General features: G+C 39.6%; 30 protein-coding genes. 8 read left to right on the forward strand and 22 right to left on the reverse strand.

From position 1 onward, the window contains the following. The first annotated feature begins 44 nt into the window (after positions 1 to 44). Positions 45 to 413, forward strand: a complete 369-nt coding sequence (locus tag BG04_RS01220) for a nuclear transport factor 2 family protein (protein WP_013083973.1) — start codon at positions 45 to 47, stop codon at positions 411 to 413. A 70-nt stretch (positions 414 to 483) separates the two neighbouring features. Here BG04_RS01220 and cotJC read toward each other — a convergent pair whose 3' ends face one another. Genes cotJC through BG04_RS01235 form a run of 3 tightly spaced genes read right to left on the reverse strand, consistent with a single transcriptional unit; the run spans position 484 to position 1,580 of the window. After that, the gene (gene cotJC / locus BG04_RS01225; RefSeq protein ID WP_013083974.1) at positions 484 to 1,053 is read right to left on the reverse strand and encodes a spore coat protein CotJC; all 570 of its coding nucleotides are present in this window, start codon (positions 1,051 to 1,053) and stop codon (positions 484 to 486) included. A gap of 21 nt (positions 1,054 to 1,074) precedes the next feature. Beyond that, on the reverse strand, positions 1,075 to 1,335 hold the full coding sequence (locus BG04_RS01230) for a spore coat protein CotJB (protein WP_013083975.1): 261 nt from the start codon (positions 1,333 to 1,335) through the stop codon (positions 1,075 to 1,077). Then, positions 1,332 to 1,580, reverse strand: coding sequence for a spore coat associated protein CotJA (locus BG04_RS01235; protein ID WP_013057939.1), 249 nt, complete (start codon positions 1,578 to 1,580; stop codon positions 1,332 to 1,334). The genes BG04_RS01230 and BG04_RS01235 overlap by 4 nt, the downstream gene beginning before the upstream one ends. Before the next feature lie 202 nt (positions 1,581 to 1,782). Here BG04_RS01235 and BG04_RS01240 point away from each other — a divergent pair, with 202 nt between their 5' ends. Further along, positions 1,783 to 2,145, forward strand: coding sequence for a hypothetical protein (locus tag BG04_RS01240; RefSeq protein ID WP_016764864.1), 363 nt, complete (start codon positions 1,783 to 1,785; stop codon positions 2,143 to 2,145). A gap of 52 nt (positions 2,146 to 2,197) precedes the next feature. Here the strand turns inward: BG04_RS01240 and BG04_RS01245 are convergent, their stop codons facing one another. Beyond that, positions 2,198 to 2,827, reverse strand: a complete 630-nt coding sequence (locus tag BG04_RS01245; RefSeq protein WP_034650505.1) for a LysE family translocator — start codon at positions 2,825 to 2,827, stop codon at positions 2,198 to 2,200. Positions 2,828 to 2,854: 27 nt separating this feature from the next. Beyond that, positions 2,855 to 3,688: an AraC family ligand binding domain-containing protein gene (locus BG04_RS01250; protein ID WP_016764866.1), complete on the reverse strand. Its 834-nt coding sequence runs from the start codon at positions 3,686 to 3,688 to the stop codon at positions 2,855 to 2,857. Between the two features lie 223 nt (positions 3,689 to 3,911). Between BG04_RS01250 and BG04_RS01255 the strand changes: the two genes are divergently transcribed. The 5 genes from BG04_RS01255 (at position 3,912) to BG04_RS01275 (ending at position 7,840) form a co-directional block, all read left to right on the forward strand. Continuing rightward, positions 3,912 to 4,733, forward strand: coding sequence for a sensor histidine kinase (locus BG04_RS01255; RefSeq protein WP_034650502.1), 822 nt, complete (start codon positions 3,912 to 3,914; stop codon positions 4,731 to 4,733). Next, a complete protein-coding gene (locus tag BG04_RS01260; protein ID WP_034650500.1) occupies positions 4,734 to 5,375 on the forward strand; it encodes a response regulator in 642 nt (213 codons plus the stop codon). It begins immediately after the preceding gene. 176 nt (positions 5,376 to 5,551) lie between these two features. After that, a complete protein-coding gene (locus BG04_RS01265) occupies positions 5,552 to 6,538 on the forward strand; it encodes a glycerophosphodiester phosphodiesterase family protein (protein ID WP_034650497.1) in 987 nt (328 codons plus the stop codon). Between the two features lie 151 nt (positions 6,539 to 6,689). After that, positions 6,690 to 7,019 carry a PepSY domain-containing protein gene (locus BG04_RS01270; RefSeq protein WP_234943171.1) on the forward strand — a complete coding sequence of 110 codons (330 nt, stop codon included), beginning with the start codon at positions 6,690 to 6,692 and terminating at the stop codon, positions 7,017 to 7,019. A 275-nt stretch (positions 7,020 to 7,294) separates the two neighbouring features. Continuing rightward, positions 7,295 to 7,840 (forward strand): GNAT family N-acetyltransferase, encoded by a 546-nt coding sequence (locus BG04_RS01275; protein WP_034650492.1) that lies wholly within the window; start codon positions 7,295 to 7,297, stop codon positions 7,838 to 7,840. A 142-nt stretch (positions 7,841 to 7,982) separates the two neighbouring features. Here the strand turns inward: BG04_RS01275 and BG04_RS01280 are convergent, their stop codons facing one another. The 16 genes from BG04_RS01280 to BG04_RS01355 all read right to left on the reverse strand — a co-directional run bounded on the left by BG04_RS01280 (position 7,983) and on the right by BG04_RS01355 (position 22,384). Continuing rightward, a complete protein-coding gene (locus BG04_RS01280) occupies positions 7,983 to 8,468 on the reverse strand; it encodes a hypothetical protein (RefSeq protein WP_034650490.1) in 486 nt (161 codons plus the stop codon). 78 nt (positions 8,469 to 8,546) lie between these two features. Beyond that, positions 8,547 to 9,215, reverse strand: a complete 669-nt coding sequence (gene fsa, locus BG04_RS01285) for a fructose-6-phosphate aldolase (protein ID WP_013083988.1) — start codon at positions 9,213 to 9,215, stop codon at positions 8,547 to 8,549. 49 nt (positions 9,216 to 9,264) lie between these two features. Continuing rightward, positions 9,265 to 10,158 carry a phosphogluconate dehydrogenase (NAD(+)-dependent, decarboxylating) gene (gene gnd, locus BG04_RS01290; RefSeq protein WP_034650489.1) on the reverse strand — a complete coding sequence of 298 codons (894 nt, stop codon included), beginning with the start codon at positions 10,156 to 10,158 and terminating at the stop codon, positions 9,265 to 9,267. A 30-nt stretch (positions 10,159 to 10,188) separates the two neighbouring features. Beyond that, positions 10,189 to 12,204, reverse strand: a complete 2,016-nt coding sequence (gene tkt / locus BG04_RS01295) for a transketolase (RefSeq protein ID WP_034650487.1) — start codon at positions 12,202 to 12,204, stop codon at positions 10,189 to 10,191. A 28-nt stretch (positions 12,205 to 12,232) separates the two neighbouring features. Continuing rightward, a complete protein-coding gene (zwf, locus tag BG04_RS01300; protein WP_034650485.1) occupies positions 12,233 to 13,735 on the reverse strand; it encodes a glucose-6-phosphate dehydrogenase in 1,503 nt (500 codons plus the stop codon). Positions 13,736 to 14,175: 440 nt separating this feature from the next. Then, entirely contained in the window at positions 14,176 to 14,535 is a 360-nt protein-coding gene (locus tag BG04_RS01305; protein ID WP_034650483.1) for a hypothetical protein, read from the reverse strand. Between the two features lie 168 nt (positions 14,536 to 14,703). Then, on the reverse strand, positions 14,704 to 15,303 hold the full coding sequence (locus tag BG04_RS01310; RefSeq protein ID WP_034655069.1) for a GNAT family N-acetyltransferase: 600 nt from the start codon (positions 15,301 to 15,303) through the stop codon (positions 14,704 to 14,706). Positions 15,304 to 15,406: 103 nt separating this feature from the next. Next, positions 15,407 to 15,796 carry a VOC family protein gene (locus BG04_RS01315; protein WP_034650480.1) on the reverse strand — a complete coding sequence of 130 codons (390 nt, stop codon included), beginning with the start codon at positions 15,794 to 15,796 and terminating at the stop codon, positions 15,407 to 15,409. Between the two features lie 14 nt (positions 15,797 to 15,810). Continuing rightward, positions 15,811 to 16,362 (reverse strand): shikimate kinase, encoded by a 552-nt coding sequence (locus BG04_RS01320; protein WP_034650476.1) that lies wholly within the window; start codon positions 16,360 to 16,362, stop codon positions 15,811 to 15,813. Between the two features lie 11 nt (positions 16,363 to 16,373). Next, the gene (locus BG04_RS01325; RefSeq protein WP_034650473.1) at positions 16,374 to 16,829 is read right to left on the reverse strand and encodes a hypothetical protein; all 456 of its coding nucleotides are present in this window, start codon (positions 16,827 to 16,829) and stop codon (positions 16,374 to 16,376) included. 247 nt (positions 16,830 to 17,076) lie between these two features. Continuing rightward, positions 17,077 to 17,772: an ABC transporter ATP-binding protein gene (locus tag BG04_RS01330; protein ID WP_034650470.1), complete on the reverse strand. Its 696-nt coding sequence runs from the start codon at positions 17,770 to 17,772 to the stop codon at positions 17,077 to 17,079. Next, positions 17,772 to 18,857 (reverse strand): ABC transporter permease, encoded by a 1,086-nt coding sequence (locus BG04_RS01335; protein ID WP_034650468.1) that lies wholly within the window; start codon positions 18,855 to 18,857, stop codon positions 17,772 to 17,774. Before BG04_RS01335 ends, BG04_RS01330 begins: the two co-directional genes overlap by 1 nt. Positions 18,858 to 18,929: 72 nt before the next feature. After that, positions 18,930 to 20,312: a sensor histidine kinase gene (locus tag BG04_RS01340; protein WP_034650465.1), complete on the reverse strand. Its 1,383-nt coding sequence runs from the start codon at positions 20,310 to 20,312 to the stop codon at positions 18,930 to 18,932. After that, complete coding sequence (locus BG04_RS01345) at positions 20,309 to 20,983, reverse strand: response regulator transcription factor (RefSeq protein WP_013083999.1); 675 nt, start codon at positions 20,981 to 20,983, stop codon at positions 20,309 to 20,311. Before BG04_RS01345 ends, BG04_RS01340 begins: the two co-directional genes overlap by 4 nt. A 163-nt stretch (positions 20,984 to 21,146) precedes the next feature. Next, positions 21,147 to 22,025 (reverse strand): PhzF family phenazine biosynthesis protein, encoded by an 879-nt coding sequence (locus BG04_RS01350; RefSeq protein ID WP_034650460.1) that lies wholly within the window; start codon positions 22,023 to 22,025, stop codon positions 21,147 to 21,149. A 14-nt stretch (positions 22,026 to 22,039) separates the two neighbouring features. Next, entirely contained in the window at positions 22,040 to 22,384 is a 345-nt protein-coding gene (locus BG04_RS01355; protein WP_034650457.1) for a YunG family protein, read from the reverse strand. A 190-nt stretch (positions 22,385 to 22,574) separates the two neighbouring features. Here BG04_RS01355 and BG04_RS01360 point away from each other — a divergent pair, with 190 nt between their 5' ends. After that, positions 22,575 to 23,348: a DUF2628 domain-containing protein gene (locus BG04_RS01360; protein ID WP_034650455.1), complete on the forward strand. Its 774-nt coding sequence runs from the start codon at positions 22,575 to 22,577 to the stop codon at positions 23,346 to 23,348. A gap of 57 nt (positions 23,349 to 23,405) precedes the next feature. Here the strand turns inward: BG04_RS01360 and BG04_RS01365 are convergent, their stop codons facing one another. Further along, positions 23,406 to 24,542: a GAF domain-containing sensor histidine kinase gene (locus BG04_RS01365; protein ID WP_034650452.1), complete on the reverse strand. Its 1,137-nt coding sequence runs from the start codon at positions 24,540 to 24,542 to the stop codon at positions 23,406 to 23,408. Between the last annotated feature and the right edge of the window lie 48 nt (positions 24,543 to 24,590).

Below are 24,590 nucleotides of genomic sequence, written 5' to 3' on the forward strand. Positions count from 1 at the left end.
TGGAAATAGAAAAGAGTTACACAAGGCGTAAAGGAGGATTAAAAATGAATCAAGCAAGAGTTATAGAATACGAAGAAATGCTTCGCTCAGCCATGCTTTCTAATAACATAGAGCTATTAGAAGAATTACTTTCAGATGAGCTTATTTTTGTGAATCACCTTGGGCAATGGTTGTCAAAAGAAGAAGATATAAATGTTCATCGTTCAAAAAGTCTTGATATAGCGGGCATGGAAGTGTTGGAACAAGAAGTTAAACTGTTTCAAGAACTTGCCGTTACCGTTACAAAAGTAGCGTTAAATGGGGCACTGGCAACCGGTGAATCTATTGGAGGTGAATACAGTTATACGCGAGTTTGGAAAGATGTTGAAGGGAAATTAAAGGTTGTTTCTTGTCACTGCAGTTCTAGCGCATAATCAACGCAGTCACAACAAAAAACATCCCTCCTTTCGTTTGCATTCGCCAAGGGGGATGTTTTTTTACTAGTTAAAAGATTTTCTTCCTGTCTCTGTCATCTTTTAAAATCTCCACGGCCTCGCGGAACCGCTGTGAGTGAACAATCTCTCTTTCTCGTAAAAATCGTAAGCTGTCGTTTAAATCGGGATCATCTGATATATCAATTAACCATTGATATGTAGCTCTTGCTTTTTCTTCTGCAGCTATGTCTTCATAAAGATCTGCAATCGGATCTCCTTTTGCCTGTATATAAGTAGCTGTAAACGGAACCCCAGCAGCATTATTGTAATAAAGTGCACTATCATGGTTCACATAGTGTTCTGCTAATCCCGCTGCCTTCAGCTGCTCTGGCGTTGCATCTTTTGTTAGCTTATAAATCATCGTAGCAATCATTTCAAGATGAGCAAACTCTTCTGTCCCGATATCGTTTAGCAGTCCAACCACTTTATCGGGAATCGTATAGCGCTGATTCAAATACCGAAGTGCTGCCGCAAGCTCTCCGTCCGCTCCCCCGTATTGTTCCATTAAATATTTGGCAAGCGTTGGATTACACGTGCTTACTTTCACTGGATACTGTAATTTCTTTTCATACACCCACATATAGCTCCCGCCTTTATCTGCTTATATTTGCCATGGCCAAGGGCTTGTTCCCCAGCTCCACTTTCCGTCGGTATAGCTGTTTCCATATTGCTGGAGCGGCCCGTACTTTGTTTCAAAGTTTCTTTTTAACTGCATAGCCTGCTGCGCGTATTCGTTAAACTGCTGCATAGCCTGCTGGTCATTTGGATGGGTATCTAAATACAGCGTTAATTCTACTAGTGCAAAATCAATCGCCTGTATTTCTTCTAAATCCTGATAGTACTCCGGAGGTAGATTTTTCATTCTTCATCCCTCTTCTTATCTTTGTATGGATTTTCATAGTAGTCCCAAAAAGCCGGCCACAGCGTTCCTTTTTTTAGGGCTTCTTTCGGTGAAAACTGCTGCAGATTCGGCGGCTGAAATCCCATGTATAATTGAGGCGGCGTAGAATAATATTTAACTCCTATCGGCCGGCAAGGATCATAGATACTGTGGAAAGGTTGATAAGTCTTAACCGGTGTAAACATCTTTTTTGGATTGTTATCCATGAGAAGTCCTCCTCTAACAAACACACTCTGTTTAATCCTATTCAGCTTTTATCGAGTTCATGAAGGAATTTACTTCCGACTTAGGAACTAAACTTTTCTTCGTAAAAAAGACCTATATAAAAAACGCTATAATTGCCCAATCCCTTTAGGCAGCTTTCTCATACTTTATAAAATAGTGATAAAAAATAGAGGTGATTAAAAAATGGACATTAGCTACATGGATTTTTATTTGTACCCGACAAGATTTCCTGGACCTCAACTCCCGCCCGGTCCACCTAGACCACCAGGCGGTTTGCCTACACCTAACCCGCAGCAAGCTCCAACTTCCCCTCCGCCGGCATTTATTCCAGCTCAACAAACGGCAACTCCATTTGCTGTTGATCCAGGAGCTATTTCTCTATGTCTCTTCCGCAATACGTTCATATGGCTTAGAAACGGCTCTAGCTTCTGGTATTTTCCTATTTTTGTAGGACCGCGATCCGTTGCAGGATTTAGATGGAACGGACGTTTCTGGACCATTTTCGGTGTGGATACACGACAAATTGTTTCGTTTACGTGTTTTTAAACGTAAAAAAAGCCTTATTTTTCAATAAGGCTTTTTTACTTACTAACTGCGATTACACTATTGTTTTTATCCCAAAACCAATCAGCAGCACTCCGCTGCATCGTTGAAAGGCTTTTTGAAACACCGGTTTTTTAAGCCATTTTTTCATGTAATCTATTACATACACCAAGATTAAAAACCATCCTACTGCTATAAGCGTCAGAATAAAACCGAGTATCAGCAGCTGTTGATTTGTGTGTGCATCCAAGTTAATAAACTGGGGCATAAACGTAATATAAACTAATACCGTTTTAGGATTAAGAAAATTACTAAGAGCCCCTTGCATATATGATTCTCTATAGCAGCGATTAGATGAAGACTTTACAGTTTTTGTTTCTTCTGAAATGGCCTCTAATGAGAGCGTATTTTTGGTCAGAAATATTCTGATACCTACGTAAAATAAGTACGCTGCCCCTATGTATTTAATCGTGTTAAACAGATACACCGACTGCGCAATAGCAACAGACAAGCCAAGCACAGCAATTAACGTCCAAAACGTGAGGCCTGTAGCCATGCCGAGTATGGTAAAACGTCCTGCTTTTGCTCCGTGATGAAGCGTATTTTTCATGATAAGAATTGTATCAGCACCAGGTATCATGGACATGACCAATGCCATCAGCATATAAGCAGCTAAATGATCCACAGCTCTTCTCTCCCTTCTAAGCTATTACTAGCATCCTGTTTTCTTTTCACTTTCAAAGATTTTCATGTATTGTTTTGGTGTTAGCCCAACCTGACTTTTAAAAAATCGAGTCAAATGACTTTGATCACTGAATCCCGTTAAAAAAGATACGTCAATCGGTTTTTTCCCTTGCTCTAGCAGCTTTTTAGCCTGATTGATTCGAATTGTTTCCAAGTAGCTATATGGAGAAATTCCTTTTTGCTTTGTAAAAGAGCGCAGCAGCCGGTATTTGCTCCATCCAATTAGCTGACTTAACTCATCCAGCGTAATCTTGTTTGTATAGTTGTCTTCCAAATAGCTGCAGATTGTTGTGATTTCATGGGACGTGTCAACGGCTGACGAAAGAAAAGAAAGATTCGAATGATCCTGCATGAGTTCTTCTAGCAAATATAAAAATAACTCTTCTTTCTTAAACTCACGTTCACCATTTAAAATTTGCAAATGAAGCTCTTTTAAACTAGAGACAGCATCACTTCTTTGCACCACGCTGCTGTTAAAACGCGGAAGACTTTCACTGCCGTTAATGTCAAAAACAGCTTTTTTCATCACTTCTGGCGCCACATTAATACAGCGATAATCAAGCGTTTTGCCATCTATTTGTTCACAGCTATGGACATCATACGGATTAAACAGCAGCAAATCTCCTGGATTAATGATGTATTCTTTGCCTTGGCAAATTAAATGGCGCTGACCTTCTTCAATAAATCCAATCACATAATACTCGTGAAAATGATCAGGAAATTTTTGCATAATCCCTTTAAAACGATAAGCTTCAATATGTAAATCAGCGTCAACGTGCGCCGTGCGAATTTCTTTTACCATCCATAAATTCCTCCTTGTCACATCCTAAGCTTTTTAACCATACCATTGACTAAAGAATTTTTCTTGTATGATATTGCAGATGAGACTTTTTTCCATTACTTTTATCCGTTCAGCTAGGGGTGGTACTAATCACTCTTAAGAGTGATTTCTCTTCTTTCCTCTAGTAATTTTCCGCTCAAATGATAAAATATAGACACATTTTATGGACGAAAGAAGGGATACCGTGAAATATAGACAAATTAAATGGCTGATTTTGCTTCTTCCAACTCTGACCATCGCGCTTTGGGAGTATGTTCGTCATGCCTTTTTGCTCCCTTACATCTCAATGGATATGGGAAATGTGCTTTCTCCGCTCCTTGTCTTTTTTGTAACGCTTGTATTTGTCCGCTATTTATTTTCTATTTTAGAAAAAATGCAAGAGGAACTAAGACAGGAAAAAGAAAAGAAAGCAGCACTTATTGAACGTGAAAAATTAGCTCGTGAACTGCATGACGGCATTGCACAGTCGCTGTTTCTCCTATCTGTTAAAATGAACAAGTTCGAAAGAAAAAATAAATTAGAACAGGATCCTGACTTTATCCGAATGAAACAAACCCTGCAGCATGTTCATGACGATACGCGCCAAGCGATTACAAATTTAAAGCACTCTCCTTCAGACTCTTCAGAAAGCTGGACTGAAAGCATTCATCAATACGTCGATGATTTAACACATACTCATTTACTAGATGTAAATTTAGATTGGAGACTGTCAGAAACAACGCTGTCCAGAAAAGAAAAAAACGAGCTGTTTGCCTGTGTGAAAGAAGCGGCTATGAATGTAATCAAACATGCAAAAACGAATAAAATCTGGATTACAGCCACTGAAACGGCCGGGGGATGGATTTGTGAAATTACAGATTTTGGTACAGGTTTTACGTCCGACTCTCTCAAGTCCGGTCTTGGTTTGCAAATTATGAAAGATCGTGCGAAGGACATGAACTGGGACTTTTCCATGGAGCGAAAACAGAACCAAACCATTGTTAGCATTAAAAAGGGGGTTATGTAAATGCAGCCGTTTCGTATTTTGATTGTAGATGATCATGCTCATGCGAGAGAAGGCATTCGCGATATTTTAGAAGAATATGAAGATTTTATTATTGTTGGCGAAGGAACCAACGGGCAAGAAGCCATTGAACTGACTGAAAAGTTAATGCCTGATATCGTCCTAATGGACATTGGAATGCCTGTGATGGACGGGTTAGAAGCGACAAAACAAATTAAGCTTCAGTTTCCGTACGTTAAAATTGTGGTTATCACGGTTTCAGACGATATTACGGATTTATTTGATGCGCTGAAAAAAGGCGCACAGGGCTATTTGCTTAAAAACCTGCAGTCTGAAGTGTGGTACGACTATTTGCGTGCGTTCGCTTTAGATGAAGTTCCTATGTCAAAAGAAATTGCGTTTCAAATTTTAAAAGAGTTTCCGCAAGAAACATCGATAAAAAAAACCGACACTCCCCTTTCTGCACGAGAGCTTGAAGTACTTCAATTAGTGGCTAAAGGACTGTCGAACCGCGATATCTCCGCGCAGTTATTTATTTCTGAACACACGGTAAAAAGCCATTTGAAAAATATTTTAAGCAAGCTTCATTTAGAAAACCGCGTGCAGCTGACAAGCTATGCGTTTCAAAACGGCTTAATGAACTAACAGCTTTCACGAGCTGTTTTTTTTTGTCTGGGTAGATGTGAAACATTCTATTTTTCTACAAATTATCTGAAAACTATAATGAAGTTATTAGCGACTGGATATTGAAAGTAAGAACGAATTCTTATAGGATTTTTTAGAAGTAAGAATTAACATATAATAACTACCTGGGGGATGCTATGACTTTTTTAAGAGCGCTTTTCAAACGAAAATCTGTATGGTTTATTTTGATAGGAATCGCTGTTTTTGTCTACATAAACAATAGCTCTTTGTTGACAAAAAGAAGCGGACAGCCTCTCCTTCTTGCTCATAGAGGCGTAGCTCAAACGTTTAATATAAAAGGCCTTCAAAACGAAACGTGTACAGCGGAACGCATCTACAAACCTGAGCATTCTTTTTTAGAAAATACGATTCCTTCTATGAAACAAGCCTTTAAAGACGGAGCTGACATTGTCGAGCTAGACGTTCATATTACAAAAGACAATCAGTTTGCTGTGTTCCATGACTGGACTCTTGATTGCCGGACAAACGGAACAGGCGTAACACGGGATTACACGATGGCCGAATTAAAAAAGCTTGATATTGGGTACGGCTACACGGCAGATGGAGGAAAAACGCATCCTTTTCGCGGCAAAGGAGTCAACCTTATGCCTTCTCTAGACGAAGTGATGAAATACTTTCCGCACCAATCCTTTCTTATTCACGTGAAAAGCAATGATCCTGAAGAAGGAAAAAAACTAGCAAAGTATTTGTCACAACTCTCTAGAGAACGCTTAAAAACCATTACTGTGTACGGAGGAGACGAACCAATTGATTCGTTAAAAAAAGCGATGCCCCATCTAAAAGTTATGTCAAAAGCAACGATGAAATCTTGTCTTATTCCGTATATAGCAACAGGGTGGACCGGATACGTGCCTAAAGCATGTGAAAACACTGAACTACATATACCTGAAAAAATCGGACCTTTTCTGTGGGGATGGCCAAACCGCTTTTTAAACCGAATGGATCGTATCAATACCCGAACTGTTATTGTAGGCGGAAACGGAAGCGAATTTTCCACTGGATTTGATTCTGCCAAAGACATAAAACGCCTTCCGGATAACTATTCAGGTGGAATTTGGACAAATCGTATTGACCGTCTAGGCCCTTATTATAAAAAGAAATAAATGAAAAGCATCTGCCCTTTCTACGTGAAGCAGATGCTTTTTTATCAATTCCCTCCTCTTATAAGCCCCAACAATCACTCTCAGGGGTGATGGCTAATTCTCCCTTTCCTTCTATAATAAAAGCACGTTAGTTAGTAAAAAGGAGGAAAAAATGATGCAGGAAAAGCGCGAAGAATCAGCGAGTACAACTAAAAAAAGCACGGCGCGTTCTCAAGGTCTATACAAAGCCATATGGCGCTGGCATTTTTATGCAGGTTTAGTGTTTACTCCGTTTCTTCTTATATTAGCTGTTACTGGCGGGATGTATTTATTCAAGCCTCAAATTGAAGAAAGACTGTACCACGACTTGTATCATGTTCAAGCTCAATCACAGTCTACATCCCCTTCAGCGCAAGTGCAGGCTGTAAAGGAAAAGTATCCAGGCGCTGACGTATTGACGTATAAGCCCAGTGAGCGCTCCACTCGTTCTTCAGAATATTAAAACGACAACATTGTCGTTTTAATATAATGTAACCTCCTGAAATTGATTCGTCAATATAAAAACGACAATTATGTCGTTTTTATTACTATCCTTTATTTCCCTAAGGCACTTTTTTAAGATTGCTGCTTTTAATTATAACAAGGGGAAATTTCCTTTTTATAGTATTGTATAAAGAAAGGCTTATTCAGCTAATGGGCAGTCATGTTGAATAAGACAGGATTTACTTATCCTTAAATAAAATATTTTCAAAACATCATAAAAGGAAGTGTGTACTATTGGATAGTGAAAGTAAACTCATTATTTCTCCATTAAATAATGACTTAATAGACGACATCAATATGACAAATGATTATTTTAAGTTATATGGCAGAGTTGTCCCCAGTTTGCAATCAGGAAAGTGGTCTTATAAAGAAGTTCTTTTTGATGAAACTAGAGAAACACGTTTTCCAGATGACAAACTTGATTGGAGCCAATATATAAACCGAGAGGATAAAGCTTTGTTTTTAGCTTATATGAATACTACTTGCATAGGACAGATTAGAATAAGTAAGGATTGGAATCGCTTCTGTTATATTGAAAACATTGCTACTAAAAAAGATTATAGAGGCAGCGGAGTCGGAAAGTTGCTCTTAAATAAAGCAGAAGAGTGGGCAAGACAAAGAAAACTTATAGGAATGTCCTTGGAAGCACAAGATGATAACCTTGGTGCATGCAGATTTTATGTAAAACAAGGATTCATACTAGGTGGAGTTGACACGCTAAAGCAGTCATATAATCCTACTATTAGAACCACTTTATACTGGTATAAGTTATTCAAGTAACGGGGGCTTTAGCGGAATAAGTAATAGAGTCGTTTTAACATAGGAATTTTAAAGAGTTAAATAAATGAAAAAAAGATGCTTCGCGTTTTAAACGAAGCATCTTTTTTAAGTGCAGCTATGAATGCCTACCTACTTTTTTAAGTTAAACTGATCGTGAGGCAGCTAATTTCTCAATCGGGGCTTGTTCAATGTCTGCTGCTGAAATATTCAGCAACTTTTCTAAAACAGCCGTTATGCCCTCATTTGTTTCATTACTTTTTTTGCAATCATTAATATGCTGGTTTAATTGCTTTTTATAAGCCTCGGTATGAATGAGCCACTGACTTAAAAGCTCTTTTGTCGCCTTTCTTTCGTCTTCGCTTTTAGCTCCAAATAAGCTTTCCATATCAGGTTCTTGAATAATTAGCTTACTAAAATCGTCGCTTGCTGCAAGCCAAAAATAGTTCTTTTCGTATTCGTAATATCTGTGTTCTTTTAATAAAAAGTAGCCAATTTCAAATTCGATGCGATAGAGCGGCTGGTTAACTTTCGGTGCATGAAGGCTTTTAAAGTTAATATGCTCTACATCATCTACATAAACCTCTAAACCGTATTGGGTTTTAATCATCTTAGCGTCTACTGTATTCATGGTGTTTACCTCTTTAAGGATATTATGAGAGAACGCGTGCATTCTTTTTTTAGAATGCGCACGTTCTTTATCTTTTACTTAGTTTTGAACAGCATTTTTCCAATCAGCCGCAAATTTTTCAATTCCTTGTTCGGTTAAAGGATGTTTAACAAGCTGCTCGATTACTGAATATGGAATAGTTGCAATATGAGCTCCAGCAAGGGCTACGCGTGTAACGTGGTCCGGATGTCTTACAGAAGCCGCAATGATTTGAGAGTCGATATTTTGAATGCGGAACAACTCAGCAATTTTAGCCACAAGCTGTACGCCGTCTTCTGAAATATCATCAAGGCGACCAAGGAATGGAGATACATATGTTGCACCTGCACGGGCTGCTAAAAGAGCTTGGTTCACAGTGAAAATCAGCGTTACGTTTGTTTTTACACCTTTTTTAGCAAGGTAGCGAGTCGCTTCTAGTCCAGCGAGTGTCATTGGAAGCTTGATCGTAATGTTTTGATCCCCGCCGTTAATTTTGATTAATTCTTCTGCTTGGGCAATCATGTCTTCTGCTGTTTCGGCATCCGGCGTCACTTCTGCTGAAACGGATTCTACTTCTGGAACGGTTTTTAAAATTTCTTCAATACGATCTTCAAACTTTACGCCTTCTTTTGCAACAAGAGAAGGGTTTGTTGTAACACCAGATAAAACGCCCAATTTGTATGCTTTTTTAATATCGTCAAGGTTTGCAGTATCAATAAAAAATTTCATTTTTTCATTCCTCCATTAGTTTTTTTTACTATACCCAGTATTTCACTTGTTATTTCTTTTCCACAGCATGACCGCCAAACTCGTTTCGAAGCGCGGAAACTACCTTTCCTGTAAAGGTATCATCTTCAAGCGAGCGATAGCGCATTAGTAAAGACATCGCAATAACCGGCGTAGCTGTTTGAAGGTCTAAAGCCGTTTCTACCGTCCATTTTCCTTCACCAGAAGAGTTCATAACTCCTTTGATGTCGTCTAGCTTAGCATCTTTAGAGAATGCATTTTCGGTTAATTCCATTAGCCATGAACGAATAACAGATCCATTGTTCCATACTCTCGCCACTTTTTCGTAATCATAGTCGAACTGGCTTTTTTCAAGAACTTCAAATCCTTCTCCGATTGCAGCCATCATGCCGTATTCAATGCCGTTATGAACCATTTTTAAAAAGTGGCCGCTCCCTGCTTCTCCAGCGTATAGGTATCCGTTTTCTACAGCTGTATCGCGGAAGATAGGTTCAACAATTTCCCACGCTTCACGATCTCCGCCAATCATATAGCATGCTCCGTTACGAGCGCCTTCCATTCCGCCAGATGTTCCAACGTCCATAAAGCGGATTTTGTTTTCTTTTAACTCGTTATAGCGTCGAATAGACTCTTTGTAATGAGAGTTTCCCGCTTCAATAACGATATCTCCTTCAGTTAAAAAAGGCGTCACTTCACTAATAACAGAATCAACAACCGTATGAGGAACCATCAGCCATACAACTCTTGGTGTTTCGAGTGACTGAACAAGCTCCTGTAAGCTTGATACTCCTGACGCACCGTACCCTTTCATTTGCTCCACTGCATTTGAATTTACGTCAAATGCTACAACGTCATGACGCTGATCCAATAAGTTTTGTCCTAAGTTAATCCCCATTTTCCCTAAACCAACTAATCCTACTTTCATGTGAACAGCTCCTTCTATTTATCTTTTTATTTAAGCCTTTAGCAATTCTTTTGCTTGTGCCACTACGTTTTCTTCTGTAAATCCAAACAGCTTCATCACATCAGCTCCGGTTCCTGAAGCACCAAATGTGTCAACAGCTAACACTTTTCCTTTTGGCCCTACAAAACGTTCCCAGCCAAGTGAAATTCCCATTTCTAGAGAAATTCGCTTTGAAATAGATTCAGGCAAGATACGCTCTTGATACTCTTTTGACTGTTTGTTAAACAGCTCCCAGCTAGGCATTGCTACAACACGTACAGATACATTTTCACGCTCTAGCTGAGCTTTTGCACCGACCGCTAGTGCTACTTCAGAACCTGTGGCGATGAAAATCATCTCCGGCTTATCGTTTGTTTCGGTTAATACGTAAGCTCCCTTAGCTAGGTGGTTGATATTTTGTTTTGTTTCTTCAAATACAGGCAAGTTTTGACGGCTAAGCACTAAGGCTACAGGGCCTTCCGCTTGCTGAAGCGCATAAGCCCAAGCGCTAGCTGTTTCGTTTGCATCAGACGGACGGATTACGGTAAGCCCTGGAATTGCACGAAGAGAAGCTAAATGTTCAACGGGCTCATGAGTTGGTCCATCTTCTCCTACTGCTATGGAATCATGAGTAAATACATATGTGACCGGCAGCTTTTGCAGTGCAGCTAAACGAATCGCTGGACGCAAGTAATCATTAAAAACAAAGAATGTGCTGACAAACGGCTTCACACCTCCGTGAAGGGCCATTCCATTACCGGCGGCTCCCATTGCATGTTCACGTACGCCGAAATAAATATTTCGATTACCGAAATAAATATTTCGATTACCGAAATATCCTGGTGCGTAAGGACCGTCTTCTTTAATGTCTGTCATCGTAGAATGCGATAAATCAGCGCTGCCTCCAAAAATAGATGGCACAGATTTAGTGAAATAATTAATCGCTTCTCCGCTTGCAACACGAGTCGACATCGCTTTTTCTGATGGAAATGTTAAAATATCATTCACTTCAATTAACGCTTCGCCTGTGATGGCACGTTCTAATTCATCAGCGAGCATAGGGTATTCTTTTTGGTAAGAAGCAAACAGTTCGTTCCACTCTGCTTCTGCTTTCATCCCTTTTTCTTCTAGCTTTTCAAAATGAGCTTTTACTTCTTCTGGAACATAGAAGTTTTCTTCAGCTTCCCAGCCGTAGGCTTGTTTTGTTGCTTTTGCTTCTTCTTCTCCAAGCGGATTGCCGTGTGCTTTATTTGTTCCTGCTACTTTTGGACTTCCGTAGCCAATAATGGTTCTTACTTCGATAAGCGTTGGCTGTTCGGTGTTTTGCTTCGCTTTTTCGATGGCGCTTGTGACTTCATCTACGTCATTTCCATCTTCTACACGCAAATACTGCCAGTTTGCAGATTCCGCTCTTTTTTGGATATTTTCACCAAACGAAAGATTTAATTCCCCGTCTAACGAAATATCGTTGGAGTCATATAAAGCGATAAGCTTGCCAAGCTTCATATGGCCAGCCATGGACATCGCTTCATAAGAAATGCCTTCCATCAAGTCACCATCGCCTACTAATGTATACGTATAGTGATCAACGACAGGGAATTTTGACTGGTTAAACTTTGCCGCTAAATGAGCTTCTGCCATTGCCATTCCGACTGCATTTGCAATTCCTTGACCTAAAGGACCTGTTGTTGCTTCCACGCCGTCCGTATGGCCAAATTCAGGATGACCCGGTGTTTTACTGTTTAATTTGCGGAAGCTCTTTAAATCTTCTACCGATACATTGTATCCACTTAGATGAAGCATGCTATACAGCAAGCTTGAGCCATGACCGGCTGATAAGATAAAACGATCTCGGTTAAACCAGCTTGAATTTGCCGGATTATGCTGTAAGTGATTTGCCCACAGCGCATAGGTCATCGGAGCCGCTCCCATCGGAAGCCCAGGGTGGCCTGAATTAGCTGCGTTTACCGCATCAATTGACAGGGTGCGAATCGTATTAACTGCAAGTATGTCTATGTTGGTACTCATGTTTCATCCTTCTTTCGCTTTGTTTGTATTAAACTAGCTGCACTTCGCGTGATTGACTTGCTGTTTCTTCATCCAACCACCACTTAAAACCGTCTTTTTCTAAAAGTGCATATGATGCGTCAGGGCCGTATGAACCAGCTGCATATTTATAAAGCGGCACTGTATTTTCCTCAAACGCTTCAAGAAGCGGCTGAACCCATTCCCAAGCTAGCTCTACTTCTTTCCAATGAGCAAAAAATGTAGAATCTCCGGCACATGCATCTGCAATAAGACGCTCATATGCTTCCGGCGCTCCTTCTTGCTGACCTGAGAAATTAATTTGTACAGGCTCAATATGACCATGATTAAATGGATTTTTGCTGTTTAACTGCAGCGTAATATTTTCGTGCGGGTTGATTTCAATGATCAACAGATTTGGAGATGTTGTTTCTCCTTTGTCTAAGTACAACTCTTTTAGCGAGTCTTTGAATTCAATAACAATTCGCGTCACTTTTTCCGCCATTCTTTTCCCTGTACGAATGTAGAAAGGAACGCCTTTCCAAAGCGAATTATCGATATATAGTCTGGCTGCTAAAAACGTATCTGTCTGTGAAGATGGTGAGACACCGGGCTCATTTATGTAGCTCGGCACTGAAGCCCCGTTTATTTTTCCAGCCTCATATTGACCGCGAACAACGTCTAGATCCATCTCTTCTTTTACAAGCGGACGAAGTGCTTTTAACACATTTATTTTTTCGTTTCGAATGTCATCAGCGCTAATGCGAGCCGGTAAGTGCATAGCCGTCATCATCAGCATTTGCAGCATATGATTTTGAACCATATCTCGAATCGCTCCTGAATGGTCATAATAGCTTGCTCTTTCCTCTACGCCGACCGTTTCACTTGCTGTAATTTGTATATTCGCAATATGTTCGTTATTCCATAATGATTGAAGAATAGGATTAGCGAATTCCAGCGCTTCTAAATTTTGTACCATCGACTTGCCAAGATAGTGGTCAATGCGGTAAATCTCTTCTTCTTTAAACGCTTTGCTTAAGTTTTCGTTTAATTGACGAGCTGACTGTAGATCATGGCCAAATGGTTTTTCAATAATTAACCGTTTCCAACCTTTTGTAGCACCTAAGCCACTGTCTTTAATATGCTCGGCAATCGTACCGAAAAATTCTGGTGCAACGGAGAGATAAAACATTCGGTTGCTTGGAATATTTAATTCTGCTTCTCGTGCTTCTACTAGATTTAACACACTTTTATAGTCTTCAGCATTGGTTGCATCCAATTGGCTGTAGCGAAAAGCTGACAGAAAATGCTGCATAAGAGATGAATCTTTTTCGACGCGACGTGAAAAAGTGTGAATAGATTCTTCTACTTTTTTCTGAAAATCTGCATCGGACATCTCCCTTCTGCCTAGTCCTACAACAGAAATTGATTTAGGGATTTTCCCGTCTACAAATAAATTATAGAGTGCAGGATAAATTTTGCGTTTCGCTAAATCACCTGTTGAACCGAATAAAACAAAAGTCATCGCTTCCATATCTCTTCCTCCTGTTAGGAAAAATATAATCTTTTAAAAGTAACTTTTCTTTCACTCGTTACTTTATGTAACCTATCTTATTCCTGAAATATTTTTTCGTCAAGATATTAATCTCGTAAAAAATCATTTCAATTTTCTTTTTTTCTTTAAACCTTATAGCGGCTTATCTCGGTTAGTTTATGGAAAAATAATGAAAATTCTTTTTAGGTGAATTTAGAAAATAAAACTGCTTTAATGGATTTGATAGAATTGTATGAAAGTAAAAACATACATAATGTTTGCATATGTGCCGGGGAAAAATATCAAAAGGTGGAAGTGCTATGAAAGCTCAACGAATGAAGATGGTTGAAGGCCTATCTATTTTTCGCGTAAAAAAATCGCAGAACACTTTAAAGGAGAAAGAAAGTTTGACCTCTTTCTTTTAAGCTGCACGCACGCCTTTAATGCGTAGCTACAGCGAGAAGCATAAGCATCATATAGAGGTTAAAAACAGCTAGTAAAACAAGAGCGATATAGACTAGTTTTTTACCTGTTTTCCCTAAAAAATAGACGTTTATTAAACTAAAATACACGCTTGCTGTGCATAAAACGAACGCAAGAAATTCCTTGCACTCACTGGGTTTCATTTGAAAATCTGGATTATAGTAAATTTGAAGATCGTTACTAACAGCGAAGGGAACAGTCCACCACCTGATTAAAACCCCTATAAACATAAATATTCCGATTACATTTAATGTAAACTGCAGCGTTCTCTCCTTTTTCACGCTTCTTTTTGTAGATTCTTTAAAGTTTGCCCGCATGCATTTCCCCCCTGATGTTTTTAACACAGTAACTGATTTAAGCAGACCTATATAAACGTTCCTTCTTTTAATTTTATACACGCTAGGTCTTACAGATGACATGATTGACATAAGAAAAGCTTCTTCCATTCATAAAGGAAGAAGCCTTAAATAATGAGACTATATTGATCAATGCTTTAGTTCACCTCTGTATTCTTTTCTATTACAGCTCTTACTACGATGACTTTCCCATTCCCTTCGCAGCATTCCCATTTTGATGCTGTCAAAATATTCACCGTTTACGATACGTGCTTCTCTGATTCTCGCCTCTTCTTTCATGCCTATTTTTGCAGCTGTTTTTATCATTCTGATGTTGCCTGACCACGTGGACATACCGAGTCTATGTAAATGTGTAGACTCAAATAAAAAATCAATCCACATGCGGTAAGCTTCCGTTCCGTATCCTCCGCTCCAATAATCTGAGTCGTAAATGACAATTCCGGTTTCCAGCCAGTTTGTATGCTTGTCCATCCAGTAACAGCTTACGATTCCCACCGCTTTTTTGTTAATGAGGACCGCAAGGAGTGGAGGAACCCCTGGAAAAAGCTCATACTCTTGGTTCCATAAGTTCATATATTCTTCTTTCGTAAGCTGTTTTTCTGGTAAGTAAGGAGCATTCCACTTTTTTGCTTCTTGGTTTTTTTCTTCGTACTTCCAGTAATAAAGTTCATTAACGTCTTCCTGTGTCGCTTCTCTTAATGACACTTTTTCTCCTATTAGTTTTATCATGAGAGGCATCACTCCTTGATTTATAATAACCATGCAGAGTAACTCATCCTGCCCTACATGTAAAACACCGAGAATGAATCCTCCCGGTGTTTTTCTTTTTCCTTTATTTATGATTCACGTTTTCCATAACCGCAAAATAGTTATCTTCACTATCTGAAAAGTTAAAGACTCGCCCTGAAGGCATAGATACGATTTCTCCCACCGTTACGCCTTTAGCTGTTAAATCACTATATAATTCATCCACATTTTCTGTAAAAAACAGCAGTGAAGGAGTCCCGACATTTAATTCTGGCTGCATTTTTGCTATTCGCTGTTTGTTATGAAGGATAATGGTTGTTTCGGCCCCCGCCACCGGCGCTAGCTCAATCCACTTCATGCCTTGTTCATTATTTTGTTCAGACATAACCTGAAATCCCATTTTTTCTGTCCAAAACTTTACCGCTTGATCTTGATCGTTTACATATACCATAATTTGACCGACTTTTTTAATCATTACTTTCACTCCTTTTATATAGATAAAATAATTTCTTCCGCTATGGTATCTGCCGACTTTCCCTTTGTGTAGATCGTTTGCTTTGCCAATGTGCGATTGGATGGATGTTTTACAAAATGTTTGTTAAGTTCAAAAATATCGTTGTCATCCGTTATTTGTTGCAATCTTTGATGCAATATCTGTATGGACTCTTCTCTGTCAGCACTCGGAAGCAATAAAAACAGGGAGTCGTAAGGTTTTAACGTTTTTTCTACTAGTTGAAACAGCTTTATGTCTTCATAGACCGAGTGGCCGGCGCCAAAATCAATGACCGCATGCTTGTACTCTTCTAGTATTCTTTTAACGGCATAGGCTTCAAACGGCTTCCAATAGGCGTACATGCCTTGAAATCCTTGTTTTTCTCCAATTTGTTGCTGTGTTTCTTTGCTGAATCCTATTTCCCGGTAGTAGGAAAATCGCACTTCATCCATTGAGCACTGAGGAATATTTAGTTTGGTTGCCACTTTTTCACCAACCGTCGTTTTTCCAGCGCACATAGGTCCAATGAGAATAATAGGGATTTGCATAGGCTCTCTCCTTATTTCACTTCCAGCACAAACGCGTACAACGCATCTCCATTAGATACATTTTTTTGATTTTCATCCATCCACCATACCGAATATGAGTAGTAGTAAGTGCCTGTTTTTGAAGGTGCTTTCAGCTTACTTTTCTTTAGTGGTACGTCTACTTCATTTTTGTTTTGTATTTGTACTATATGCCTCTCGTTAGGCTGCCGCTTATGTTTGATAGTAAGCGCTAGCGATTCATTTGCTTTAACTTCAATAGGCTTTTCTGTTTTTAATAATTCCAAAGGTCCTGCTTTATCCACACACGTGTTTTTCCAGCAGTAAGTGCCAGTTTTTATTTCGTAAAGGTGGTCGTTTATTTCGAGATACACTTTTGGCGGGGATTCTTCAAGAAATCCACTGCTTGAACATCCCGTAATGCTTGCCATGATAAGTCCAAACGCGGTTATTTTCCATATTCTCATCATTTCATCACCTTTTTATTATTTCTTCATAGCTCTTTCATTTCCTGTTTCTTATTTTCTTCCTTCTTAAATTACGAGACATATGTTAATCGTTTTATTTCGCTACACGTTTTTTAAAGAAATGGAATATGAATAACTAACTTATTTGCTAATAAGATAGTGAACGTATGGAGGCGCCAAACCGATACGACAAATGTATGTACAATGAAGAACGCAAAAAAGTGCTGCTCTTGACAAGAGCAGCACTTTTTTAAACTTGCACGTTATTTGATTCTGCTAATTTTCCATCTTCCATCCACACAACGCGATCACACAAATCTAGCATTCTTTGGTCATGCGTAACCATTACAGCTGACTTGCCCCTTAGCTTCACTTCATCTGCAAGCATTTGCACGACCGCTCTTCCTCGCTCTGAATCCAAGCTTGCCGTCGGCTCGTCTGCAAAGATAATTTCAGGGTTATTCATCCACGCTCTTGCAATCGCTACCCGCTGGCGTTCTCCTCCCGATAAACTTTCAGGATAGTGATGCTTTCGATGAGCAAGCCCTAGTTTTTCAAGCAAATCATCCGCTCTTTTTTTGGCTTCTTTGTCTCGATTTCCTTCTAGTTCCGTGACAAGAAGCAGCTGATCGCGAACCGTTAAATACGGAATTAAATTAGCTGATTGAAAGATAAAGCCGATTTTTTTCAAACGGATGCTGTTCATTTGCGCTGAAGACATGTTATTAATCTCGTCTCCATCAATCATCACACGTCCGCCAGACGGTGAAAGCAGCGCGCCTGCAATGGATAAAAAGGTACTTTTCCCAGAACCGGAAGGACCGACAATAGCCACAAGCTCTCCCGCTTTTACACGCAGCGATAGATTATTTAACACGACTACAGCGTTTTCTCCGTCTCCAAACGACTTGCTAACACTCTCTAAAACTAGTTTTTCTTCACTCATTACACAGCCCTCCCAATCGCTTCAACCGCATCTACTTTTGCTACGCGATACAGCGATAATAATGAACTCAGTACAGAAACAGCTACAAACAGCGCCGAACACCCTGCGATCAGCGACACGTCCAAGTGGAACGGCATGGAATCCGGTAAAATAGCAGCTACTCCGTATGTCAATCCAATACTGATAGCAAGACTGCATAATGTTAACACAACCACTTGAGATAAAATCGTGCGCGCTAAATAGCTTGTTTTTGCTCCTATCGCTTTTAACACGCCAAACTGATTCATTTTTTGAAGCGTCATCACGTAGAAAAAAACGGCTAATACAAAAGCTCCAATGATAAAAAGAAACGCGACCATCATTAAAAGAGAGCCTTGTTCTTCTTGATAGCCAGGAATTCCTTTTAACGCTTCATCTTTACTAATTACATTCACGTCAGCTTCTTTTTTGTGAAGATCCTGTGCCTGCTGGCTGTTCATATTTAATACAACCGCATTAAAAGCACCTGTGCTTTCAAGCGTAGTCCATTCTTTCAAGTTAATATGAATGACGGGCGCGTGACTAAACGACTGATTTTTTGTAAAACCAACAATCCTAAAGCTTTTTCCTGAAGCCGTGTCTTTTATCATATCACCTAGCTTTACTCCTTCTTCTTTTAGCGAAGAGTCCGCCACAGCTTCATGTTTCGCATCGTCCGTAATCATCTTCCCTTCTGTTACGTTCGGAGCTAAAAAGCCGCTTGTGCTTATGGCAAAAAACGAGGCGTCGATTTTTTTCTGTTTTCCTTCATTTATAATGGCTGTCATCGTGACACCAAGCGGCTCAGCATTTTTCTTGCCGCTTAGTTGTTGAATATCCTCTGTTTTGTTTGTGGATAAAACAGAGCGCGTCAGGCGCTGATCCGCTTCTTTTTGAAGCACAAAGTAATTTCCTTTCATTTCTTGAACAGCTGAAGCATTGTCAGAGGAAAGCCCCTTTGCTAAGCCTGATACAAAAAGCACAAGCCATACAATTAACACCATAATCACGCCAATGAGTAAGTAGCGTAACTTCGCATGTTTCAATTCACGTAAAGCCAAAAACATGTTTCTTTCATCTCCTTTTTTAATTCTATTTAAAGTATAAAAATAGAAAATGAATGGAAGATGAACGGCTCATTACATTTTCGGAAGATAAACGTGAAAGGTGCTGCCTTTTCCTTTTTCGCTTTCAACGTGAATGGAACCTCCGTGCATTTTGACAATTTGCTTTACAATCGCTAAGCCAAGACCGCTGCTTCCTTCCGTCCGGCTTCTTGCTTTATCTTCTTTATAAAAACGATTAAAAATATGCGGGAGGCTTTCTTTTGACATGCCGATTCCCGTATCTTGAAATTCCACGTGGCAATGCGTGTCTTCCATACCAACGCGAAGAGACAGCGTTCCTCCTTCTTCCGTAAACTTTACGCTGTTTGTAATCAAATTTGTCCACACTTGATGAAGCAGTTTTTGATCGCCTGAAATCATCGTTGAAGGAAGATCCATTTCAATGGCCAGCTCTTTTTCACGCCAGCTCCACTCCGTCATAAACAGCACTTGCTTGATTTGAGCTGCAACGTCAAACGTGCTTTTGTCGATATGCTCACTTTCTTTATCAAGTGAAGCAAGCGTAAGCAGCTGTTTGCTGAGTGACGACATGCGCCGGCTTTCTTCTTCAATAATAGACAGATACTCATTTCTCTGTTTATCTGAAAGATGAGCAGAACGGAGCGTTTTCGAAAACCCTTGAATGGACGCCAGCGGAGACTGAATTTCATGTGACACGTTGGATACAAATTCTTGGCGCATCTCTTCAAGCTGCTCTAAACTTTTAGCCATCTCGGAAAAATGTGAAGCAAGCGCGCCGATTTCGTCTCGGCGCTTTACGTACAGCTCGACGTTGTATTTTCCTTTTGCCACTTGTTTTGTCGCTTCGGTTAGCTTGACAATTGGTTTTACTAAATAACGCGTGCTAATAAGTACAAATAAAATACTTAATACAATCATCAGCAGTAAAATAATTGAGAAAAAAATGCGCATTTCCCCGAACTGCAGCTGAATATCAGGGCGGATAAACAGCGCTTGCTGCTTGTTACTTTCTCCTTTTAACGGCACGCCGATGGTATTGGCTAACACATTATCAAAAAACCCCGTCACAAACACCTGTGAAGGAAAGTTTGCAATTCCGTGATACATTTTGCCATCTAACACTTGTTTGACGGCACTCTTTTCTAATCGCTGATTTCTAAACTCCCGTCCGTAAAACGTCTCATGTCGGGTGCTGTCCACTACATATATTTGATAGCCCAATTTACTAATATGCTGTAAATAAGCTTGTTGATCCACGCCTCTATTGCTTTCGTAAAAGCTCGCAATGTCTTTTGCCATACGGGTAAGCTTTTGATCGTTATAAGGTTTTAAGCTGTACTGATAATAAACGTTTGCTAGAATAAACGCGAGGAGACTGCTAAATACCATTACAGCAATGGTTGTCAGGACAATCCGCAAATAGAGCGTCTTCATTTTGCGGTCACCTCAAGCTTATAGCCGACTCCTCGAACCGTCGTAATGACAAAATCATCGGTATGTTCAAACCTTTCGCGCAGCCTTTTCACGTGTACATCGATTGTGCGGTTATCTCCGTTAAAATCCGCTCCCCATATCAGATGAATTAATTCTTCTCTTGTGAAAATTCTTCCTGGATAGCTCGCAAGCTGAGCTAATAATTCAAATTCTTTCATTGGAAGAATTAACAGTCGCCCGCTGCAGTGCACTTCATAGCTTTTTCGGTCGATAGAGGTGTTGTTCAGCACGATCATTTTTTCATTTACCACTTCGTACCGGCGAAGCAGTGCTTTGATTCGGAAAATCAATTCTTTTGGTTCAAACGGCTTTGTCACATAGTCATCTGTTCCTGCTAAAAAGCCTTTTTCTTTGTCTTCCAGCTGATCTTTTGCTGTTAATAAAATAATGGGAAAATCATAATAGCTGCGTATTTCTTCGCAAACTTCATATCCGTCTTTATGAGGCATCATAATATCGACAACCGCTAAATGAATGTGCTGCTTAGCAAGCAGACCCGAAGCTTCCTCTCCGTCTTTTGCTTCATGAACCACATAGCCTTCAAGCTGCAAATAGTGACGAACTAATTGCCGCATATGCTCATCGTCATCCGCCAGTAAAATGTGAATCATTTCTTCTGCCACTCCTTTTATCAACCATTTAAAATGGCGGCCTTTTGGCCGCCATCACTTATTCTTTCAGTATCTATCTGTTTACTAGTGTAACCAAACGCCGTGGTCCTATTGCGTTTTTATTAGGATAAGGACTTATTATGAACAGGAGATGAACGGCTTGTTACAAAATCCATTCACCGCGCGCAATCATCTCTACTTTTCCGCCTACTTGAATGTGAAAAGCTTCTCCATCATAACTAGCTTTTACATACAGCAGTGAAGGTCTTCCTATTTCGTACCCTTGTTCTACACATATGTCAATAGCTTGCTGATTAAAATAACGGTATTTAACTAAATATGCTGCTAAACAGCCGTTGGCGCTGCCGGTTGCTGCATCTTCTGGCACGCCGTAGTAGTCGGCAAAATCTCGTACGTTTAAGTGGTGATCTTGGTGAAAAGTTTCCGGCGAAAAGACCATAATCGCTTTCGCTTCTGTATTTTCTATCAGTTTGAAATATTTTTCTTTGTCTACATTTATTTCTTTAGCTGCTTCTAATGATGTTAACGGGACAAGGATGACCGGCAGACCGGTGGATACTTCTTGAACGGGAAAACGCGTGTCGATATAAACTTCATCAAGGTTTAACACGTCCGCCACTTGCTTTTTATCTAACACTTTCCCAAACGTCGGCTGACCTTGTGTCATCCATAGTACATCTATTTGTTCGTCATATGTAACGGGCGTAGGACCTGCTTTATAATGAAGAATAAGCTCCTCTGTATCTTTTTCTTTTAATTCTTCTCGGATAACATAAGCGGTACCGAGCGTCGGATGGCCTGCAAATGGCACTTCTTCATTAGGTGTAAAAATCCGCACGTTATATTCTCCTTTTGCAGAAGCAGACGTGATAAACGTCGTTTCAGAAAAATTAATTTCTTTAGCCATTTGCTGCATCTCTTTGTCTGAAAGTCTTCCTGCGTCTTTAAAAACAGCGAGCTGATTTCCCGTATATTTTCTCTGTGCAAATACATCAACAATGGAATACTGAATACTTTTCATTTATGTGTTCCTTTCTAAAGCAAATTTTCATGTATAAAATAGGTCATTACGTTTTTCTTTAAAGCCTCATATTGCTCTTTATTCGTATCCATAAACGCTTCTTCCCGACTGGATAAAATGTCTGCATAATGGAGAGGCTCGCGAAATTGTTCTTGTGTAAAATCATAGCGCTTTTCATCAAGCTGATTATAGAAATGCCATCCTTCTTTACACGGAGTTTTTAAAATATATCCTCCTTTGATATCTTGAACGACAAGAGCTGTCACGCCGCACTGTCCCTTAGAAGGATTGTCAGCCGTCCACTTCGTGCTTGAATGAATTGACCACGATTGGTGTAGGGCTTTCTTTAAATGATTCACGTTTAAGCACCTCCTTTTTCTTCAAATCTACCATATTCTTCTTTTTTATGAAACTTCTTGTTGAAAAACCCATAGCACAAATATTCTTACTTTAAAAATAATTTAAGGAAGAATAGAAAAATACTAGAAATAATGTATAATAATAGAGTCATTTTAGATGATAGATTATAACCAATGAAAGGTGTTTTAAATGGAAGAACAAGCAGTAAATGAACTCATGCCTTTTGAAGAAGAGCATAAAGTAGTTCGAACAAATACGTCCTATTATGATTTGAAGTGGGGAAAAACAGCTAATCCAGCTAAAAACAACACGTGGAACTGGGCAGCCTTTTTTCTGACAAGCGCTTGGTTTGCATATCGAAAAATGTATAAGCACTTTTTTATTTTAACGCTTATTGAGGTAATTTGGTTTTCCCTTTTATGCTTTGTAGACATACCAGAGTGGTCCGATGCAATTGTGTTCGGCGGTGCTTCACTTATTACAGGGCTATGTGCCAATCGCTGGTATTATAAGCACGTTAAAAACGTGTTAGCTCAAGCCGAAGCTCAGCGGGAGCAGCGGAAAGAAGCTTATCTGCAAATAAAAGGCGGCACTCACATCGGAATTGCTATTGGTTTAAGCAGCTTAGCGCTTGTGATTACTTTTGGAGTCGGAGCGGGATTATCACTTTTACCAACAAAAACGAATATTAAAGATGTAGTTCGCTACGGCGACGAAGCAATTACGCTTGAAACGTACAACGATCATCCAAAATGGACCTATATTAAAAAAGATGGCCGTCATCACGTTGTACAATTTACCGGCTACGATTATACAGAAAAAGAACATGTACGCATTGTGTTTAACGTTTATTTGGATAAACAAATTTACGAGTGGGACAAAATTTACATCAACGGCAAAAAGTTAAATAAAAAAGATGCGGAAGACTATGAATACTGGATTGAAGACAGTTCAGCATATTAAAAAGGTCAGCAAAAAAGAAAGGATGAGTGCTTGCTCTCCTTTCTTTTTTGTTTTATCTTAAATCGTCAAAGGCAGCTTCACCGTCACTACTGTCCCGTTCTCATCACTTTCAATCGCAAGCTTACCGTTATGCTCGTTGATGATCGTTTTACAAATAGAAAGCCCTAACCCCATGCCTGTTCCATCTTTTGTTGAGAAAAATGGATTTCCTACTTTATTAATAATGGATAGCGGAATGCCAGAGCCGGTATCTTGAATGTCAATAATAGCCCAACCTTCCCATTCTTTAATAATAAGATTTACTTCCCCGCGTTTCTTTTTCTCCATTGCTTCAATGGCGTTTTTCAAAAGATTCATAAACACTTGTCTCATTTGAGCAGGATCGATTGAGACAAGCGGAATGGCTCCTTCTATTCTTACGTTCATTTCGACATTATACAGCGCAGCTTCACTTTTCAAGAAAGCAACGGTATCATGAATAACTTCTACAATCGATACGATTTCTTTTTTGGGCGCTGTTGGCTGCGTGACAAGCAAGAAGTTGTTAATAAGTTCATTCATACGATCCAGTTCATCAAGAACAATTTTTTGAAAAGGCTCCGCCTGTTCATTTTCATTAAATAGAAATTGAATAAAGCCGCGCACCGACTGCATCGGGTTTCGAATCTCATGCGCTAACCCTGCTGCTAGCTGCCCTACGAGCGCCAGTTTATCAAGCTGCAGAATTTTCTCTTCAATTTTCGGCAAAACAGCCGCTTGATTTTTATAAATAATATGAGACAAAATACCAGCCAGCCGGTTTAACCCTTGAATTTCACTTTCGCTAAACTGATAAGGATCCGGATCGACCGCACATAGGGTACCAAACATTCTCCCGTCTTCTAGCACAATAGGTGTTCCTAAATAAGAACCTACCCGGGCACCATCAATGATGGCTAAATTAGACGTTCTAACATCGCGTTTTGTATTGGGAATAACAAGGGGTTCATCACATGTGACTAAGTTGCATACCGCAAGTTCTAACGGCAGCGTCAGTCCATCCTCTACAAGGCTTCCCCCTTCTTTATTAAAGGCTTTCATAACTGAAAATTGTTCGTCGAAAATCCCTACAAACAGCGTCCTGCTTCCGACTACTTCGCTAGCCATCTGCAATACATCCCAAACGGCTTTTTCATTGATGTTCCTCTCTTCCATTACCTTAGTCACCTACTATTTAAATATAGACTGTTCTATTCTCTTATT

It is taken from the genome of Priestia megaterium NBRC 15308 = ATCC 14581 (genome assembly GCF_000832985.1).
Lineage (GTDB): Bacteria > Bacillota > Bacilli > Bacillales > Bacillaceae_H > Priestia > Priestia megaterium.

Bases quoted from the DNA above. Each gene is read 5' to 3' on its own strand.
- BG04_RS01220 (WP_013083973.1), top strand. From the start codon at position 45: ATGAATCAAGCAAGAGTTATAGAATACGAAGAAATGCTTCGCTCAGCC.
- cotJC (WP_013083974.1), bottom strand. From the start codon at position 1,053: ATGTGGGTGTATGAAAAGAAATTACAGTATCCAGTGAAAGTAAGCACG.
- BG04_RS01230 (WP_013083975.1), bottom strand. From the start codon at position 1,335: ATGAAAAATCTACCTCCGGAGTACTATCAGGATTTAGAAGAAATACAG.
- BG04_RS01235 (WP_013057939.1), bottom strand. From the start codon at position 1,580: ATGGATAACAATCCAAAAAAGATGTTTACACCGGTTAAGACTTATCAA.
- BG04_RS01240 (WP_016764864.1), top strand. From the start codon at position 1,783: ATGGACATTAGCTACATGGATTTTTATTTGTACCCGACAAGATTTCCT.
- BG04_RS01250 (WP_016764866.1), bottom strand. From the start codon at position 3,688: ATGGTAAAAGAAATTCGCACGGCGCACGTTGACGCTGATTTACATATT.
- BG04_RS01260 (WP_034650500.1), top strand. From the start codon at position 4,734: ATGCAGCCGTTTCGTATTTTGATTGTAGATGATCATGCTCATGCGAGA.
- BG04_RS01265 (WP_034650497.1), top strand. From the start codon at position 5,552: ATGACTTTTTTAAGAGCGCTTTTCAAACGAAAATCTGTATGGTTTATT.
- BG04_RS01270 (WP_234943171.1), top strand. From the start codon at position 6,690: ATGATGCAGGAAAAGCGCGAAGAATCAGCGAGTACAACTAAAAAAAGC.
- BG04_RS01280 (WP_034650490.1), bottom strand. From the start codon at position 8,468: ATGAATACAGTAGACGCTAAGATGATTAAAACCCAATACGGTTTAGAG.
- fsa (WP_013083988.1), bottom strand. From the start codon at position 9,215: ATGAAATTTTTTATTGATACTGCAAACCTTGACGATATTAAAAAAGCA.
- gnd (WP_034650489.1), bottom strand. From the start codon at position 10,158: ATGAAAGTAGGATTAGTTGGTTTAGGGAAAATGGGGATTAACTTAGGA.
- tkt (WP_034650487.1), bottom strand. From the start codon at position 12,204: ATGAGTACCAACATAGACATACTTGCAGTTAATACGATTCGCACCCTG.
- zwf (WP_034650485.1), bottom strand. From the start codon at position 13,735: ATGGAAGCGATGACTTTTGTTTTATTCGGTTCAACAGGTGATTTAGCG.
- BG04_RS01305 (WP_034650483.1), bottom strand. From the start codon at position 14,535: ATGCGGGCAAACTTTAAAGAATCTACAAAAAGAAGCGTGAAAAAGGAG.
- BG04_RS01310 (WP_034655069.1), bottom strand. From the start codon at position 15,303: ATGATAAAACTAATAGGAGAAAAAGTGTCATTAAGAGAAGCGACACAG.
- BG04_RS01315 (WP_034650480.1), bottom strand. From the start codon at position 15,796: ATGATTAAAAAAGTCGGTCAAATTATGGTATATGTAAACGATCAAGAT.
- BG04_RS01320 (WP_034650476.1), bottom strand. From the start codon at position 16,362: ATGCAAATCCCTATTATTCTCATTGGACCTATGTGCGCTGGAAAAACG.
- BG04_RS01325 (WP_034650473.1), bottom strand. From the start codon at position 16,829: ATGATGAGAATATGGAAAATAACCGCGTTTGGACTTATCATGGCAAGC.
- BG04_RS01330 (WP_034650470.1), bottom strand. From the start codon at position 17,772: ATGAGTGAAGAAAAACTAGTTTTAGAGAGTGTTAGCAAGTCGTTTGGA.
- BG04_RS01335 (WP_034650468.1), bottom strand. From the start codon at position 18,857: ATGTTTTTGGCTTTACGTGAATTGAAACATGCGAAGTTACGCTACTTA.
- BG04_RS01340 (WP_034650465.1), bottom strand. From the start codon at position 20,312: ATGAAGACGCTCTATTTGCGGATTGTCCTGACAACCATTGCTGTAATG.
- BG04_RS01345 (WP_013083999.1), bottom strand. From the start codon at position 20,983: ATGATTCACATTTTACTGGCGGATGACGATGAGCATATGCGGCAATTA.
- BG04_RS01350 (WP_034650460.1), bottom strand. From the start codon at position 22,025: ATGAAAAGTATTCAGTATTCCATTGTTGATGTATTTGCACAGAGAAAA.
- BG04_RS01360 (WP_034650455.1), top strand. From the start codon at position 22,575: ATGGAAGAACAAGCAGTAAATGAACTCATGCCTTTTGAAGAAGAGCAT.
- BG04_RS01365 (WP_034650452.1), bottom strand. From the start codon at position 24,542: ATGGAAGAGAGGAACATCAATGAAAAAGCCGTTTGGGATGTATTGCAG.